Below are 16,278 nucleotides of genomic sequence, written 5' to 3' on the forward strand. Positions count from 1 at the left end.
TCAGGCTCCGGGGGTGCTGGACGCACCGGGAAGTAGGGCGGCCGCCGGCTCGCTGTAGTCGACCCGCAGAAGGTTCCCGTCGCCGTCGAACACCAGGGAGGTGACCGAGGTGAGGGTGCATTCGCGTTTGCGCGGATCATGCCAGAGGGGCCTGCCCTCGGCGCTGAGCCGGGTGGCCCAGATCGGCAGCTGGTGGCTGACCAGGATCGCTTCGGCCCCGTCGCCACCGAGCTCGATGGCCCGCAGCCGGGCATCCTGGACCGCGGCGATCACTCGGGCGGCCTGCTCCTTGTACGGCTCGCCCCAGGAGGGCCGGAACGGGTTGCGCAGCATGGGCCAGTGCCTCGGTTTGAGGATCTCCGCCTTGTCGACGTGGAGTCCCTCGAAGTAGTTTTCGGCCTCGATGATGCGGGCCTCGGTGGTGATGGCCAGGTTGAGGGCCGCCGCGATGGGCTCTGCCGTTTCCTGGGCGCGGGTCAGCGGTGAGGCAACGAGGTGGACGATCTTCGCGCCCTGCCGGGACCGCTCACTGAAGTGCTCCGCAAGCGTCCGGGCCATCTCGCGGCCGAGCTCGGAGAGGTGGAACTCGGGCAGCCTGCCGTAGAGGACGCCATCGGGATTGTGGACCTCGCCGTGGCGGAGCAAATGAACAGTGGCTTGGGGCATGTGTACCAGTTTCTCAAAGGGCAGGGGCAATGACGAAATCTTCTACAGGAAGTAGAACTCAAGAGTTTTGCGAAATGTTCCCTGGAGTTGGAATAAAAGATGCAAATGCATGTTTATACTGGGTGAAGCAGTTAGTTGAGATTTCAACCAATGAAGTCCCGGCTGACGATCAGAACGCACGAACCACCCGACATATAGGAGAAACACCATGGCACTTCCCGCCAACGTCACCACCGGCCTCTGGACCCTCGACAACTCGCACTCCGAGATTGCCTTCACCGTCCGCCACGCGGGCATCAGCAAGGTCCGCGGCCAGTTCAAGGATGCAGAAGCTACCCTGGACCTCGCCGAGAACGTGGCCGACTCCAAGGTCAACGCCACGATCAAGACCGCGAGCTTTGACTCCGGCGACGCCAACCGCGACGGCCACGTCCGCGGCGAAGACTTCTTCGACGTCGAGAAGTTCCCGGAAATCTCCTTCGTCTCCAACACCATCGCCCCCAAGGGTGACGCTTACGAACTCCAGGGCGAGCTCACCATCAAGGGCGTTACCCGTCCGGTGGCACTCGAAACCGAATTCAACGGCGTGGCAGTCGACCCGTTCGGCATGACCCGCGCCGGCCTGTCCGCCGAGACCACGATCAGCCGCAAGGACTTCGGCCTGACCTGGAACGCAGTCCTCGAAGCCGGCGGCGTGCTCGTCAGCGACAAGGTTGCCGTCAACCTCGAACTGGCCTTCATCGCTCCCGCAGCCTAGTCAGTAAACGCTCGGCCGGCCGGTCCCCCGGACCTGGCCGGCCCGCGGTCTGCAGCCGCCCAACACCCCGCCCCGTCCTTGTGATGGAGCGGGGTGCTGCGTTTAACCCGCAGGTGCTGCCGGGGGGCGCAGCGGGGCCTTCCGCACGCTCCGGCAGGGTTGAGTTTGGCGCCGTCCCGACATGCTCCGCAACACGCTCAGATTCCCTAGATACCGGCACATCCGCCGTCTACAGTGAGAGCCATGAGCAACCCCAATGAGGTACCTCCTCCGCAGCAGCCGGGTGCCCAGCCCCCGACGTCGGGCAACGTTCCGCCCGCAGGTTCCGAGCCGCCCCGCGCCACGCCGCCTGTGCCCGGGGGAAACCAGCCGCCGGGGTACCAGGCACCGGGGTACCAGGCACCGGGGCAGCCGGGACCGGGGTTCCAGCCGCCGCAGCAGGGTTACCAGCCGCCGTCGGCCGACCAGCCACCGAGCTACCAGGCACCGGGGCAAGGGCCCGGCGGATTCCGCTTTGCCATGCCGGCGGACCGGCCGCGGAACATCTACGACGCAATGCCGCGCGGCGGGTTCTCCGGGATGTTTACGGTCACCGGGATGCCGACCGAGCTGAAGGTGTCCTACTGGATCTGGCTCATCGGCGGATTGTTGGGCGTGCTCGGCGGCGTCGTCGGCCTCCTCGGGGCGGTCGTGCTCCTGGCAGTCATTCCGGGCCTGGGCTTCCTGATCCTCCTGCTGGTGCTGGTGGCCCTGGCACTCGCAGCGGCACAGGTCATCCTGAGCATGAAAATGAAGGAAGGGCACGAATGGGCCCGCTTCGCCCTCACGATCGTTGCCGGCATTTCCCTGCTGCTGGCCATCCTCAACGCCAGCGCGGCTGACGGCCGCGGCGGCGGCAGCTGGCCGAGTTTCATCATCAGCCTGGTGGCGGTCGTGCTGATGTGGCTGCCCAACTCGCAGGCATGGTTTGCCTCGCTGCGGGGCCGGGCCTGAGCTGGAGGGCGCCGTCGGGCATGTCCCCCGCCGCGGCCTCGAGAATATCTCTGCGGAATGATCCGCGCGGGCGGCGACGCGCGGTACGGTAAACGTAAACCATGCTGGGGGCAGGGCAGGAAGCTGTTTCCGGTATCCGAACCAGACCGCCATGCAAAGGAACTCCAATGAGCATCCCGCCAGTCCCGCCGTCAAACCCGGACGCCCCCGAACCGGGCGAACAGCCGGCACCCCGCTACGGCCAGAACGCACCCCAGTACGGCCAGCAGCCGCCCTCCGCGCCGCAGTATGGGCAGACCCCGCCCGCCGCGCCCCAATATGGCCAGGCCCCGTCGGCACCGCAGTACGGGCAGAACGCCCCGCAGTTCGGCCAGCAGGCTCCGCAGTACGGGCAGAACGCCCCGCAGGTTCCGCAGTACGGCCAGAACCCACCGCAGTACAACCAGCCCCAGTACAACCAGCAGGCGCCGCAGTACGGCCAGCCCGGCTACGGCCAGTCCCCCTACGGCCAGTTTCCCTCGGATCTGCCGCAGGCCATGGCGGGCAGTGCGGGCACGCCCAAGCTCATCAACACGGCATTCTGGCTCATCGTCGCCGCCGGCACGGTCTGGGTTCTGTCGCTCCTGCTGGCCATCGGCATGATCGACTCCCCCGAGATGCGGGCCGAGTTCGAAGATCGGATGGCCGGGAGCGGCGCTGAGATCAGGTTCGAAGACATCAGGGGATTCCTGGTCGGCAGCATCGTGGCCTTCGCCGTGATCGGCGCCGGTCTCTACGCGCTCGTGGCCTTCAACGTGCGCAAAGGCAAGAACTGGGCGCGGATCCTCGGTACTGTCTTCGCCGCCCTGTCGATCCTCAGCATTTTCCCGCTGAGCCTGGGCACCCTGGCCGTCCTCCTCGGCATCGCCGGCATCGTGATGCTGTACCTGCCCGCGACGTCGCCGTACTTCACCAAGCGGCAGCCGTTCGCCAACCCCTACGGCCAGCCGGGCAAGCCCTACTAAAGCAGGCCGCACCGAAGCAACAAGGAACCGACGCAGAGGGCGCGGGAGCCGGAGATGCTGACTGAAGCTAGTCAGCATCCTCCGGGTCCTGCGCCCTTTGTGCGTGGTAGGCGAGAATCTGCAGTTCGGTGGCCATGTCCACCTTGCGCAGGTTGACCCCCGGCGGCACCTGAAGCATCACCGGGGCAAAACTGAGAATGCTCCGCACGCCGGCGGCAATCACCCGGTCGCAGACGTCCTGCGCCACAGCGGCCGGCAGGGCGAGCACCACCATGTTGGCTCCGGTCCGTTGCAGTACCGGCTCGAGGTCGGCGGCGTCACTGACACGCAGCCAGCCCACCTCGCTGCCCACCACCATCTGGTCGGCGTCGAAAATCGCAACAATTTCAAAGCCCCGGGATTCGAAGCCGCCGTACCGGGCCAGCGCCTTGCCGAGGTTGCCGGCACCGACGATTGCGACCTTCCAGTCGTGCGTCAGGCCCAGCGCGGCGGCAATATGCCGGTTGAGGTACTGCACCTCGTAGCCGACGCCACGGGTCCCGTAGGAGCCAACATAGGAAAGGTCTTTGCGGAGCGTGGAGGAGCTGACCCCTGAAGCCTCGGCCAGGGATTCGGACGAGACCCGGTCAACGCCCTCCGCGAGCAGGGTGGTAAGGGCGCGCAAATAAATGGTCAGCCGGGCCACGGCCGCGGGCGGAATCTGCTTGGTGGCAGTCCCAGGTCCCCCGGGCATCGCGTCAGGGGATGAATCCAGCGAAGTCACTATCTGCTCCATTGAGTCGCGTTGTGCCTTCCACTCTAGGGCCCACGCGGTTCAGCGAACAAAGCAGGCGCTTCAGGCCTGCTGGCCCAGCGCCCGCCGCAGCGTCCGCTCCAGCCGGACTTCATCAATCTTCCAGAAATCCCGCTGGACACCGTCCACCAGCAGCACCGGAATCTCCTCCGCGAAACGTTCCCGCAGCTCGACGTCGTCATCCACCGGCTGCTCCCGCCAGCCGATCCCGAGACTCTTTGTGACGCGGTCGACGGCGTCGCGCGCCGCCGGGCAGAGGTGGCAGTCAGCTTTGGTGATGAGGACGACGTCTGGGCTTGGCATGGCTCCAAGGTAGCCCGGCGGCGCATACCGCGTCGACGCGCCTGACACATTCAGCACCACCGCGGCGGCCGGGAGACGGGAACCGGCCCAGGCTTTGACTAGACTCGTGGCATGCCCGAAGAGAAGTACGTCGCTGTGGTTACAGCGCCTGTTGCAGCACCGCAGCACGGCGAAGCCGCGTTCTTCGACGTCGACAACACCCTCATGCGGGGCGCCAGCCTGTTCCATGTGGCCCGCAAGATGCACCAGCGCGGGGCGTTCACGATTCCCGAGGCGGCCGGGATCGCCTGGAAGCAGCTGATGTTCGTGCTGCGGGGGGAGAAGATGGATGACATCCACGCCGTCCGCGACACGGCCATGGCACTGGCCGCCGGATTCACCGTTGAGGACGTCCAGGCCCTCGGCGAAGAAGTTTATGACGAAATGATCGAATCCCGGATCTGGCCGGGGGCCAAAGCCCTGGCCGAGCAGCACCTCCGGGTGGGCCGCAGGGTTTGGCTCGTGACGGCAACACCGATCGAGGTGGCCACGGTCATCTCGACCAGGCTGGGCCTCACCGGCGCCCTCGGCACCGTGGGCGAAATCCTGGACGGCGCCTACACCGGACGGCTGGTCGGCGATATCCTGCACGGCCCCGCCAAGGCCGTGGCCGTCCGCGCGGTGGCCGACGCCGAGGGGCTGGATCTGGCCCGGTGCTGGGCGTACAGCGATTCGCACAACGACATCCCGCTGCTGAGCATGGTGGGGCACCCCGTGGCGATCAACCCCGATGCCAGGCTCCGCCGCCATGCCCGCGAAAACAACTGGCCGGTCTACGACTTCCGCTCCGGACGGCGCGCGGCCACCCTTGGGCTCAAGGCAGCCACCGCAGGAGGGGTCATCTACGGCCTCTGGCGGGGGTTCTCCCGCTTCCGCGGCCCCATTCTCTGACCCGTGCCCCTTCCGCACCGCCGGCCCGCCTCTTTCCGCTGCGCTTTCGGTCGAGCGCTACGCGGATCTGCGTAGCGCTCGACCGAAAGCGCAGCGTCAAACGGAACGCGCCTGGAGTCGCCAAAGAAAATGCCCGCTGCCGGGAAGGCAACGGGCATTCACATGATGCGAAGTATCTCTACTTCTTATTGCGACGCTGGTGGCGCGTCTTGCGAAGCAGCTTGCGGTGCTTCTTCTTGGCCATACGCTTGCGACGCTTCTTAATAACTGAACCCACGAAAGTTCCTTACCGGCTAGATGCAGTACCTGCCTGTTGGAAAGCGTCCGCGGGCTAAGCAGCAGACTGTACAACTGACAGGTTCTTACAATGACGTAAAACGTTCCTTAACAGGGTACCGCCTATCGGGGGCACACCATGACCGCAGGAGCCGCTGGGTGCCTGCGGGTCCCTGTTCCGGCCGAAGAAGTCGGCGGACTCAGCCTGTTTCCGTGTTTCCGTCGACGACGGCCCCCCTGAGGTACTGTTCGACGGCGGTTTCCGGCACCCGGTATGAGCGCCCGAACCGGACAGCCGGCATCTCGCCGGAATGAACAAGACGGTACACGGTCATTTTCGATACCCGCATCGTGTCCGCGACTTCCGCCACGGTCAAGAAGCGTGCGTTGGAGAAGTTAGCCTCCGAAGACATTTCCCTAATTCCTTTACTCAAGCGAACGGCAGCCTCATCTTTACGACATGGCGGTGTGCCGATGCTGAGCCATCAAACAACCATGTACTAGATACTGTAGGGGCTGATGGTGCCCCTGTGAAAGGGTTGCGTGCGAATCCCCGGGGCCGGGGAGCGGAATTCCGCGGTCCGACCCCGCTGAGCGGCCTAACCGCGGGTGCGGCGGATGCGCGCGGAGCGGCCCAACCGCTGAGCGGTCCGACCCCGCTGAGCGGCCTAACCGCGGAGCGTCCTAACCGCGGGTGCGGCGGATGCGCGCGGAGGCCGCGAGCTGCGCCAGGACCGATGCCGTGACATCCCAGTCCATGCAGGCGTCCGTGACGCTCTGGCCGTAGACGAGCTCGTCCGTCCCGGCAGCGTGCTCGGTGACATCCAGGTTCTGCGCACCGCCCACGAGGAAGCTCTCCAGCATGACTCCGGCGATGGCGCCCGCCGAGGTGCCCCCGCCCTCCAGCTGTGAGCCGATTTCGAGGGCGACTTCCGCCTGCCGGTGGTGGCTCTTACCGCTGTTGGCATGGCTCGCGTCAACGATCAACCGCGGGTTGAGCTGCTTCGCGGCCAGCTTGGCGGTGGTGGCCTCGATCTCGGGGGCGGAGTAGTTCGGGCCCTTGCGGCCGCCGCGGAGGATGATGTGCGTGTCCGGGTTGCCGGCCGTGGAGACCAGCGCGGCCCGGCCCTCGCCGTCGATGCCAAGGAACGCCTGGCCTGCCGCGGCGGCGCTGCACGCGTCGAGCGCGACCTGCAGGTCGCCGTCGGTCCCGTTCTTGAACCCGATCGGCATGGAAAGCCCGGACGCCAGCTGGCGGTGGATCTGGCTCTCGGTGGTCCGGGCGCCGATCGCACCCCAGGAGACCAGGTCCGCCATGTACTGCGGGCTGATCGGTTCCAGGAATTCGGTGCCGGCGGGCAGGCCGAGCGCGGTGACCTGCTGCAGGAATCGGCGTGCGGCGCCCAGCCCGGCCGCGATGTCGTGGCTGCCGTCGAGCCGCGGGTCGTTGATCAGGCCCTTCCAGCCCACCGTGGTGCGGGGCTTCTCGAAGTAGGCCCGCATCACGATCAGCAGGTCTTCCTTGTGCTTCTCGGCCTGGCTGACCAGCCGGCGGGCGTATTCGAGGCCGGCCTGGGGATCGTGGATGGAACAGGGGCCGACAATGACGAGCAGGCGGTCATCGACCCCGTCCATGATGGCGCGGACCTCGTCGCGGCCGCGCGCCACGACGTCGGCGAGCCGGGCGTCCAGCGGCAGCTCCGCGAGCATGTCCCGCGGGCTCGGCAGCGGAGTGAACTCGCTGACGCGCAGGTTAGAGGTGGACTGCTGGGATTCGGGGGCTGCTTCGATGCTCATGTACGGGTCCTGTTCCGGGATGCGGAGCGGGCCCTGATCAGAACCCGCCGGGAAATGGCGAAGGGCAGAGAATGATCTCTGCCCTGTTGGCTCTGAAGGAAGGTTGGATGCGTGTCAGCTAGACGCGGGCCCCTCCAGAGCCAACGAAAAATACGCATACCAACGGTTTGTCATAATTCAGACCATAACCCGGTGATTGTCGTCCCGGCAAAATCCGGCCCGTAACATTGCGGCCCCGGCCGGGAGATCAGCCCGCGGACCAGGCCTCGGGGCCCAGTCCGGCTTCCGCGTAATATCCCTCGATATGCTCCGCCACCAGCTGCGCCGCGCGGGCGCCGTCGTGGCTGGAAATGGCCGCCAGGATGCCCCGGTGTTCCGCGCGGAGCCGTGCCGCGGTGGACTCCCAGTCCGGAAGACTGCCGGTGAGCCGGCCCGCATAGTCCTGGATGGCCTCGCGAAGGGAACCCATCATGGCGCTGACCACGGCGTTGCCCGCGGCATCAGCCAGCGCCAGATGGAACCGGACATCCAGGGCCAGGAACGCCTCCGTCCCGGAACAGCTGTCCATCTGCTCCAGCAGCCGTTCCGCCTCGGCCAGCGCGGGCGACTCCGCACGGGCCCGGGAAGCGGCCCAGGATTCCAACAGCACCCGCGTCTCCACGATGTCCTTGACGGGCAGGTGCGAGGTGGCGACATGCAGCCGGAGCGCTGAGCCCAGCGCCGCGGTCGGATCGGCGACGACGACGGTCCCCGCCTCAGGACCCGATCCCACCCCGACCCGGAGCACGCCCATGGCCTCCAGGATCCGGATGGCCTCGCGGACGGAGGTGCGGGAGACCTGGAGCTGCTCGGCGAGCGAGCGCTCCGCCGGAAGCCGTCCGCCCAGGGCGAGCTGGCCGCTGGAGAGCTGGCCCTCGATCCACTGCAGGACAAGCTGGTGGGTACGCATGGGTTCATCCTACTTGATGTGGTTGGACCACAGGCCTACACTGTGGTTGGACCACACTCCCCCGTGGCGATGCTCTTATCCTTAGGGGGATCCCACCATCCAGGACCACCAGACCTGCCCGGAGGCAGCAATGACGCAGACCATCGAGCCCGGCAACCCCGAGGCGCCCACCCAAGCAGCAGACACCGGCGCGGACAGTCACGCCGCCGCCGCGGCACTTGTTCCCGCCGCGCTCAAGCGCCGTGTCCCCAAGTACTCGGACCTGGCCCCCCTGATGCAGTTCAAGAAGCCCGAGTTCAGCCGCGCCGCCAGGCTGCGCCGCGCCAGCACCATCTGGGAGCTCCGGGACATGGCCAAGCGCCGCACACCGCAGGCCCCGTTCGACTACACCGACGGCGCTGCCGAGGCCGAGATCACGCTGCGCCGGGCCCGTGAGGCGTTCCTGGACATCGAGTTCCGGCCCGGCATCCTGCGCGACGTCTCCAGCATCGACCTCAGCACCGACATCCTGGGCAGGTCCTCCCGGCTCCCGGTGGGCATCGCGCCGACCGGCTTCACCCGGATGATGCAGTCCGAGGGCGAGTACGCCGGGTCCCAGGCCGCCGCGGCCGCCGGCATCCCGTACACCCTCTCCACCATGGGCACGGCCTCCATCGAGGATGTGGCCGCTGCCGCACCGGATGGCCGCAACTGGTTCCAGCTCTACCTGTGGACGGACCGGGACCGCTCGCTGGAGCTGATCGAACGCGCGGCCAAGGCCGGCAACGACACTCTTATGGTCACCGTGGACACCGCCGTCGCCGGGGCCCGGCTGCGCGACGTCCGCAACGGCATGACCATCCCGCCGGCGCTGACGATCAAGACCGTCCTGGATGCCTCCTACCGGCCGGCGTGGTGGTTCAACTTCCTCACGCACGAGCCGCTGACCTTCGCGTCGCTGTCCCGCTACACCGGCACCGTCGCGGACCTGATCAACTCGATGTTTGACCCCACCCTGACGTTCGAGGACCTCGACTGGCTGCGCGAGACGTGGAAGGGCAAGCTCGTGGTCAAGGGCATCCAGACCGTGGAGGACGCCCGCAAGGTGGTGGACCACGGGGCCGACGGCGTGGTGCTGTCCAACCACGGGGGACGCCAGCTGGACCGCGCCCCGATCCCGTTCCACCTGCTCCCGGAGGTCTCGGCGGCTTTCAAGGCGGACAACTCCGACGCGGCGATCATCCTGGACACCGGCATCATGAGCGGCGCGGACATCATCGCCGCCCTGGCCCTGGGCGCCGACTTCACGCTGATCGGCCGCGCCTACCTGTACGGGCTCATGGCCGGCGGGCGGGCCGGAGTGGACCGGGCCATCGAGATCCTGGAAAAGGACATGCTCCGCACCATGGCCCTGCTCGGCGTCAGCCGGATCTCGGAGCTGACCCCGGACCACGTGCGGCTGCTGAACAAGTAACCCCCGCACAGCCCGCGCAAAACAATTACCCCGCGGGAATGGCAATGGCGGCAGTGTTTGTCGAAAAACACTGCCGCCATTGTTGTCCCGGCGCAGGCGCCTGCGCCGGGTATAGCCAGTCCCAGGCGCCGGGTTCAGTCAGTCCTAGATGAGCCCCTGGGCGAGCATGGCGTCGGCCACCTTCACGAAGCCGCCGATGTTCGCGCCCAGCACGTAGTTCCCCGGGTCCCCGTACTCGTCCGCGGTGGCGGCGCAGCGGTCGTGGATCCCGATCATGATCTCGGTGAGCCGTTCCTCGGTGTGTGCGAAGGTCCAGGAGTCGCGGCTCGCGTTCTGCTGCATTTCCAGCGCGGAGGTGGCCACGCCGCCCGCGTTTGCAGCCTTGCCCGGCCCGAACAGGATGCGGGCTTCCTGGAAGACCGCGACGGCCTCCGGGGTCGAGGGCATGTTGGCGCCCTCCCCCACCGCCAGCAGCCCGTTGCGGACCAGCCGGGCGGCGGCGTCGCCGTCGAGCTCGTTCTGGGTGGCACACGGCAGCGCGACGGTCGCATCGATGTCCCAGACGGAGCCGCCTTCCACGTAGGAGACGGCGGAGCGCCGGGCCTCGTAGTCCTTGAGGCGTCCGCGCTCGACCTCCTTGATCTGGCGCAGCAGCTCGACGTCGATCCCGGCCTCGTCCACGACGTAGCCGGAGGAGTCGGAGCAGGCGACGACGGTGGCCCCGAGTGACTGGGCCTTGGCGATCGCGTTGATGGCGACGTTGCCGGAGCCGGAGACCACCACGCGCTGGCCGTCGAAGGACTGGCCGCGGGTCTTGAGCATTTCCTCGGTGAAGATCACGGTGCCGTAGCCGGTGGCTTCGGGCCGCACCAGCGAGCCGCCCCAGGAGATGCCCTTACCGGTGAGGACGCCGGATTCGTACCGGTTGGTGATCCGCTTGTACTGCCCGAAGAGGTAGCCGATTTCGCGGCCGCCGACGCCGATGTCCCCGGCCGGGACGTCCGTGTACTCGCCGATGTGGCGGTACAGCTCGGTCATGAAGGACTGGCAGAAGCGCATGATCTCGGCGTCGGAGCGTCCGCGGGGGTCGAAGTCCGAGCCGCCCTTGCCGCCGCCGATCGGCATGCCGGTCAGGGCATTCTTGAAGATCTGCTCGAAACCGAGGAACTTCACGATGCCCAGGTTCACCGAGGGGTGGAACCGCAGGCCGCCCTTGAAGGGTCCCAGGGCCGAGCTGAACTCGACGCGGAAGCCGCGGTTGATCTGGAAGGTGCCCGCGTCGTCGACCCACGGGACCCGGAAAATGATCTGCCGTTCGGGCTCGCAGAGCCGCTCGAGCACGGCACCTTCGAGGAACTCCGGGTGGCGGTCGTGCACCGGACCGAGGCTTTCGAAGACCTCGGTGACTGCCTGGTGGAACTCCCCTTCGCCGGGATTCCGGGCCAGCACTGTGTCCCGGATGGCTTCAAGCCGTGCGTCCACTGCAACTCCCTAACCTTGGCGCCCGACACTGGGCGCAACAAACAAGCCGTTCCATACTTGCACCGGGCCGGCAGGGATTCCATTCGGGGGCCGGGTGGCGCCCCGTGTGACAAAAACGCGGTGGCGCGGGACACAAACGTGCCGGATTATTTCCTGCGGCCGAATTTCGGCAGGCTGGCCAGCAGATCAGCGGCCCTGGTGGCGGCCCGGCCGACGGTCCGGCCGATCTGCTGCGGCATTTTGTCCTCGCCTGCCGTGCCGACCGGAATCACGACGGCGGGACTCAGCGGGCTGCCGGCGGGCCGACCGGCGAGGGCCGCGGCGGCGCCTGGTGCGGGGGCGGAAGCGGCGGGGGCAGGGGCTGCAGAGGTGGCGGCGGCCAGGGAGTCCGGGACCGGCCGCAGCCGGGGTTCCGCGGTCCGCACCGGCGACGGTTCAGGCGAGGGTTCAGGCGACGGCTCCGGCGCGGCGGCTCCGGCGACGTCGAAGGTCTCCAGCCAGCTTGCGATCCCGGCCAGCGGCTTGGGATTGAGGGTGTAGTAGCGCTTCTGGCCCTGGGCGCGCATGCTCACCAGGTCCGCTTCGCGGAGTACTTTCAGGTGCTTGGAAATGGTGGGCTGGCTGGCCTCGAGCTCCTGGACCAGCTCCCCCACTGCTTTGTCCCCCTTGCGGAGGGATACCAGAATGTCACGCCGGGTTGCCTCAGCAATGACGGCAAATACGTCGTCTGTCACCATGCCCTCCACACTAGCGACATATACGCCGGATGGCATCCACTAATTGCCGCCCCCGGGCCCCAGCCGCCGGGCATTGCCCCGGACCGTGCCCGGTGCTAGAACGGACGCACCGCCTTCCCGGCAGATGAGGCCGCAGCCTACCGACGCAGAGGAGTGGACGACCATGGCGGATTTCTTCCGGAAACAGCTTTTCAACATCATCGCCGCGGTGTTCCTGGCCCTGTTCGTGATCGTCTGGGGCAGCGTGCTGGCCCAGGTCTGGGTGTTCGTCCCGGAGGTGCCGGGTACCCCTCCCCGGCTGAACGGCGCCGTCGTCTGCGCCGCCGGGGTGCTTTCCACCTCGCTGAGCTCGCTGACCGCTTCAGCGCTCGGCTTCACGATTGCCGAGGTCCGCCGGGAGGAGCAGGGCGGCAACGAGGAGGCTGCCGTTCAGGCCCGGGCCGGCACGTTCGACGCCGGCGGGATCACCACGAAGCTGTCCGGCCGGGTCATCGCGGCGCTGATGGTGTATCTCGTCATCGGGCTGCTGGTGCTTGGCGTGTGGCTGGTGAAGGGCACCGCCTCCACCGACCTGATCGGTGCGTTTTCGCTCTCGCTGCTGGGCTGGATCATCGGCGCGGCCGGGGTTGTGTTCCAGACCGAGAAGCCCGGCGCCCAGGCCGCCGCTGCCGGTCAGCCCGCTGCCTAGTCGAACCAGGGGTCCAGTCCGTAGAGCGGGAAGACTTCCTTGCGGGTGGCCATCACCGTCCGGTCCACTTCGTCGTTCGGGTCGAAGCCGACTTCCCAGGAGCGCCACCAGAGGTCGACGCCGTCGCCCATCATCTCCGGTGCGTCGACCCCGTACTTGGCCCCGTACTTTTCCTTCACGTAGCTGCGCCAGTCCTCCGGCACGGGGGTGCGGAGCGGGACCGGGCGGCCGGCGGCGATGGCGATCAGGTGGCTCCAGGCCCGCGGCACCACGGTGATGACGTTGTAGCCCCCGCCGCCGGTGGAGATCCAGCGGTTCTCGCAGTAGCGGGCAGCAAGGTTGCCGATGGCGGTGGCGGCCTCCCGCTGGGCATCGACGCTGATGTTAAGGTGCGTGAGCGGGTCCAGCCGGTGGGAGTCGCAGCCGTGCTGGCTCACGATGACCTCGGGCTCGAAGGCGCCCACGAGCTGCGGAACCACGGCGTGGAAGGCCCGGAGCCAGCCGCCGTCCCCCGTACCGGCAGGCAGGGCCACGTTCACGGCGCTGCCCTGGGCATTGGGCCCGCCGATCTCGTTGGCGTAGCCGGTGCCCGGGAAGAGGGTCAGCCCCGTCTCGTGCAGGGAGATCGTCAGCACGCGCGGGTCATCCCAGAAGATCGACTGGGTGCCGTCGCCGTGGTGGGCGTCGATGTCGATGTAGACCACACGCTGCATGCCGCCGTCGAGCAGCCGCTGGATGGCGAGGGCGGCGTCGTTGTAGATGCAGAAACCGCTCGCGCGTTCGCGGGCCGCGTGGTGCATGCCGCCGCCGAAGTTCACCGCCCGGACAGCGCTGCCGTCCAGGATGGCGGAGGCGGCCAGGAGGGAGCCGCCGGCCAGCCGGGCACTAGCCTCGTGCATGCCGGCGAACGCCGGGTCATCCTCGGTACCGAGGCCGCGCTCCAGATCCGGGGTTCCGGGATCGGCGCTCACGCGCCGCACGGCGGCGACGAACTCCGGGCTGTGGACGGTGCTCAGCTCCGCGTCGGTGGCGACGTCCGGCGCCGCGACCGTGACGTGTTCCAAATCCAGCAGACCGAGGCTTCCGGCCAGCCTGGCGGTGAGCTCCATCCGTTCCGGGGCCATCGGGTGGCTGTGGCCAAAGTTGTAGGCGGTCATGGAAGGATCCCACACCACCGTCGTTGGCAGTGCGGTCTTTGCGAGCCCCGGCAGGTATGTCATCAGTCACAGGCTACCCGAGCGCGGGGCCCCGTTCCCCTGTCATTGCGCGGGTTTAGTGGTTTACTACTGAAGGAAGCAGTTTCAAGCGAGGATAAGCCACACATGACGCAGAGCCAGTCGAGGTCCCGGAGCCCGGCCAACTGGCACCCCGGCACTCCAGAGCGGGAAGGCCTGTGGATCTTCACACGCCTTCGCGACTTCATCGACAACATCGCCAACGCGACCCCGGCCCGGCTGGCGCTGACCGCCTTCGGCCTGGTGATCCTGATCTTTACTGGCCTGCTGTCCCTGCCGGTTTCCTCTGCGACCGGCGATTTCACCCCGCTGCACCAGGCGATGTTCACTGCCGTGTCCGCCGTCTGCGTGACGGGCCTGACCGTCGTGTCCACGGCCGTGCACTGGTCCTTCTTCGGCCAGCTGGTCATCCTGATCGGCATCTTCGTCGGCGGCCTGGGCACCCTGACCCTGGCCTCGCTGCTGGCGCTGATGGTCAGCAAGAAGCTGGGTGTCCGCGGCAAGCTGATCGCCCAGGAGGCCATGAACGCCGGCCGCCTTGGGGAGGTCGGCACCCTGCTGCGGATCGTCATCGTTACCTCCGTGGTCATCGAGGCCACCCTGGCACTGGCGCTGATCCCGCGGTTCCTGATGCTGGGCGAAAGCTTCGGCCAGTCCGTCTGGCACGGTGTGTTCTACGCGATTTCGGCCTTCAACAACGCCGGTTTCACGCCGCACTCGGACGGGATCGTGCCCTATGAGACGGACCTGTGGATCCTCGTCCCGCTGATGGTCGGGGTCTTCCTCGGCAGCCTGGGTTTCCCGGTGGTGATGGTGCTGCAGCAGAACGGCCTGAACTGGAAGAAATGGAACCTGCACACCAAACTGACCATCCAGGTCTCGCTGATCCTGCTGCTGGCAGGCACGGTGCTGTGGGGGCTGATGGAATGGGAAAACGTGAGGACCATCGGCGGCATGAACGACGCCGACAAGGTCATCCATTCGCTCTTCGCGTCCGTTATGACCCGTTCCGGCGGCTTCAACCTAGTGGACCAGAACAGCATGGATTCCACCACCATGCTCCTGACCGACGCCCTGATGTTCGCCGGCGGCGGCTCGGCGTCGACCGCCGGCGGCATCAAGGTGACCACCCTCGCGGTGATGTTCCTGGCGATCCTGGCCGAGGCCCGCGGCGACTCCGACGTGAAGGTGTACGGCCGCACCATCCCGGAGGGAACCATGCGCGTGGCCATCTCGGTCATCGTCGCCGGCGCCACACTGGTCGCCGTGTCGGCCATGGTGCTGCTTCACATCAGCGGGGAGTCCCTGGACCGGGTGCTCTTTGAGACCATTTCCGCTTTCGCCACGGTGGGCCTCAGCACGAACCTCAGTGCCGAGCTGCCGCCGTCGGGTGTCTACGTCCTCACCACCCTGATGTTCGCCGGGCGCGTCGGGACCGTCACCCTTGCCGCTGCCCTGGCCCTGCGCCAGCGCAGCCAGCTATATCACTACCCGGAAGAGAGACCGATCATTGGCTAGTTCATCCAGCGCAGTCAACCGCCCCGCCCACAACGCGCCCGTCCTGGTCATCGGGCTGGGCCGTTTCGGCTCCTCCACCGCAGAACAGCTGGTCAAGCAGGGCCGCGAGGTGCTGGCCATCGAACGCGACCGCAACCTGGTGCAGAAATGGTCCGGCGTCCTGACGCACGTCGTCGAGGCTGACGCCACCAACATCGATGCCCTCCGCCAGCTCGGCGCGCAGGAGTTCAGCTCCGCCGTCGTCGGGGTGGGCACCTCGATCGAGTCCTCGGTGCTGATCACCGTGAACCTCGTGGACCTCGGCATCGAGCACCTCTGGGTCAAGGCGATCACGCCCTCGCACGGCAAGATCTTGACCCGGATCGGCGCCAACCACGTGATCTATCCGGAGGCCGACGCCGGGGTCCGGGCCGCGCACCTGGTCTCCGGTCGCATGCTGGACTTCATCGAATTTGACGACGACTTCGCGATCGTGAAGATGTACCCGCCGCGCGAAACCGTGGGCTTCACGCTGGACGAGTCCAAGGTCCGTTCCAAGTACGGGGTCACGATTGTGGGGGTGAAGTCCCCCGGCGAGGACTTCACCTACGCCCGGCCGGAGACGAAGGTTTCCTCACGGGACATGCTCATCGTTTCCGGGCACGTGGACCTGCTGGAACGGTTCGCCGCCCGGCCCTAGCCCGCCCACCCGGTGCCA

Annotated in this window: 18 protein-coding genes; 8 read left to right on the plus strand and 10 right to left on the minus strand. The window is 67.3% G+C overall.

Annotated elements, in window-relative coordinates; translation table 11 throughout:
* Entirely contained in the window at window positions 1–666 is a 666-nt protein-coding gene (locus ASPU41_RS02455) for a histidine phosphatase family protein (protein WP_069949572.1), read from the minus strand.
* A gap of 208 nt (window positions 667–874) precedes the next feature.
* Here ASPU41_RS02455 and ASPU41_RS02460 point away from each other — a divergent pair, with 208 nt between their 5' ends.
* From ASPU41_RS02460 to ASPU41_RS02470, 3 genes are all read left to right on the plus strand, one after another.
* Window positions 875–1,423, plus strand: a complete 549-nt coding sequence (locus ASPU41_RS02460; protein ID WP_069949573.1) for a YceI family protein — start codon at window positions 875–877, stop codon at window positions 1,421–1,423.
* A gap of 243 nt (window positions 1,424–1,666) precedes the next feature.
* Complete coding sequence (locus tag ASPU41_RS23210; protein WP_157356907.1) at window positions 1,667–2,416, plus strand: hypothetical protein; 750 nt, start codon at window positions 1,667–1,669, stop codon at window positions 2,414–2,416.
* Between the two features lie 167 nt (window positions 2,417–2,583).
* The gene (locus tag ASPU41_RS02470; protein WP_069949575.1) at window positions 2,584–3,420 is read left to right on the plus strand and encodes a hypothetical protein; all 837 of its coding nucleotides are present in this window, start codon (window positions 2,584–2,586) and stop codon (window positions 3,418–3,420) included.
* Between the two features lie 67 nt (window positions 3,421–3,487).
* Here ASPU41_RS02470 and ASPU41_RS02475 read toward each other — a convergent pair whose 3' ends face one another.
* Both ASPU41_RS02475 and ASPU41_RS02480 read right to left on the minus strand, forming a co-directional pair.
* A complete protein-coding gene (locus ASPU41_RS02475) occupies window positions 3,488–4,183 on the minus strand; it encodes a redox-sensing transcriptional repressor Rex (protein ID WP_069949576.1) in 696 nt (231 codons plus the stop codon).
* A gap of 72 nt (window positions 4,184–4,255) precedes the next feature.
* Window positions 4,256–4,516 carry a glutaredoxin family protein gene (locus ASPU41_RS02480; RefSeq protein WP_069949577.1) on the minus strand — a complete coding sequence of 87 codons (261 nt, stop codon included), beginning with the start codon at window positions 4,514–4,516 and terminating at the stop codon, window positions 4,256–4,258.
* Between the two features lie 111 nt (window positions 4,517–4,627).
* Here ASPU41_RS02480 and ASPU41_RS02485 point away from each other — a divergent pair, with 111 nt between their 5' ends.
* Window positions 4,628–5,446 (plus strand): HAD family hydrolase, encoded by an 819-nt coding sequence (locus ASPU41_RS02485; RefSeq protein ID WP_069949578.1) that lies wholly within the window; start codon window positions 4,628–4,630, stop codon window positions 5,444–5,446.
* A gap of 178 nt (window positions 5,447–5,624) precedes the next feature.
* Here the strand turns inward: ASPU41_RS02485 and ASPU41_RS21885 are convergent, their stop codons facing one another.
* From ASPU41_RS21885 to ASPU41_RS02500, 4 genes are all read right to left on the minus strand, one after another.
* Window positions 5,625–5,723, minus strand: coding sequence for a 30S ribosomal protein bS22 (locus ASPU41_RS21885; RefSeq protein ID WP_003792170.1), 99 nt, complete (start codon window positions 5,721–5,723; stop codon window positions 5,625–5,627).
* Window positions 5,724–5,922: 199 nt separating this feature from the next.
* Window positions 5,923–6,135 (minus strand): helix-turn-helix domain-containing protein, encoded by a 213-nt coding sequence (locus ASPU41_RS02490; protein WP_069949579.1) that lies wholly within the window; start codon window positions 6,133–6,135, stop codon window positions 5,923–5,925.
* A gap of 271 nt (window positions 6,136–6,406) precedes the next feature.
* Complete coding sequence (locus tag ASPU41_RS02495) at window positions 6,407–7,519, minus strand: 3-deoxy-7-phosphoheptulonate synthase (protein WP_069949580.1); 1,113 nt, start codon at window positions 7,517–7,519, stop codon at window positions 6,407–6,409.
* A gap of 247 nt (window positions 7,520–7,766) precedes the next feature.
* Window positions 7,767–8,468, minus strand: a complete 702-nt coding sequence (locus ASPU41_RS02500) for a FadR/GntR family transcriptional regulator (protein ID WP_069949581.1) — start codon at window positions 8,466–8,468, stop codon at window positions 7,767–7,769.
* A gap of 130 nt (window positions 8,469–8,598) precedes the next feature.
* Here ASPU41_RS02500 and ASPU41_RS02505 point away from each other — a divergent pair, with 130 nt between their 5' ends.
* Window positions 8,599–9,921, plus strand: coding sequence for an alpha-hydroxy acid oxidase (locus ASPU41_RS02505; RefSeq protein WP_069949582.1), 1,323 nt, complete (start codon window positions 8,599–8,601; stop codon window positions 9,919–9,921).
* Between the two features lie 144 nt (window positions 9,922–10,065).
* Here ASPU41_RS02505 and gdhA read toward each other — a convergent pair whose 3' ends face one another.
* Together gdhA and ASPU41_RS02515 are read right to left on the minus strand one after the other, a co-directional pair.
* Window positions 10,066–11,403 (minus strand): NADP-specific glutamate dehydrogenase, encoded by a 1,338-nt coding sequence (gene gdhA / locus ASPU41_RS02510; RefSeq protein WP_069949583.1) that lies wholly within the window; start codon window positions 11,401–11,403, stop codon window positions 10,066–10,068.
* 146 nt (window positions 11,404–11,549) lie between these two features.
* On the minus strand, window positions 11,550–12,140 hold the full coding sequence (locus ASPU41_RS02515; protein ID WP_069949584.1) for an ArsR/SmtB family transcription factor: 591 nt from the start codon (window positions 12,138–12,140) through the stop codon (window positions 11,550–11,552).
* Between the two features lie 163 nt (window positions 12,141–12,303).
* On the opposite strand from ASPU41_RS02515, the gene ASPU41_RS02520 reads away from it, so the two are divergent.
* A complete protein-coding gene (locus ASPU41_RS02520; RefSeq protein ID WP_069949585.1) occupies window positions 12,304–12,828 on the plus strand; it encodes a hypothetical protein in 525 nt (174 codons plus the stop codon).
* Here the strand turns inward: ASPU41_RS02520 and ASPU41_RS02525 are convergent.
* On the minus strand, window positions 12,825–14,048 hold the full coding sequence (locus ASPU41_RS02525; RefSeq protein WP_069949586.1) for an acetoin utilization protein AcuC: 1,224 nt from the start codon (window positions 14,046–14,048) through the stop codon (window positions 12,825–12,827). The two genes, ASPU41_RS02520 and ASPU41_RS02525, sit on opposite strands and share 4 nt — an antisense overlap.
* Before the next feature lie 102 nt (window positions 14,049–14,150).
* Between ASPU41_RS02525 and ASPU41_RS02530 the strand changes: the two genes are divergently transcribed.
* Together ASPU41_RS02530 and ASPU41_RS02535 are read left to right on the plus strand one after the other, a co-directional pair.
* A complete protein-coding gene (locus tag ASPU41_RS02530) occupies window positions 14,151–15,581 on the plus strand; it encodes a TrkH family potassium uptake protein (protein ID WP_069949587.1) in 1,431 nt (476 codons plus the stop codon).
* Window positions 15,574–16,260: a potassium channel family protein gene (locus ASPU41_RS02535; protein WP_069949588.1), complete on the plus strand. Its 687-nt coding sequence runs from the start codon at window positions 15,574–15,576 to the stop codon at window positions 16,258–16,260. The genes ASPU41_RS02530 and ASPU41_RS02535 overlap by 8 nt, the downstream gene beginning before the upstream one ends.
* The last annotated feature ends 18 nt before the right edge of the window (window positions 16,261–16,278 follow it).

The sequence above is a fragment of the Arthrobacter sp. U41 genome, assembly GCF_001750145.1.
Taxonomy (GTDB): domain Bacteria; phylum Actinomycetota; class Actinomycetes; order Actinomycetales; family Micrococcaceae; genus Arthrobacter.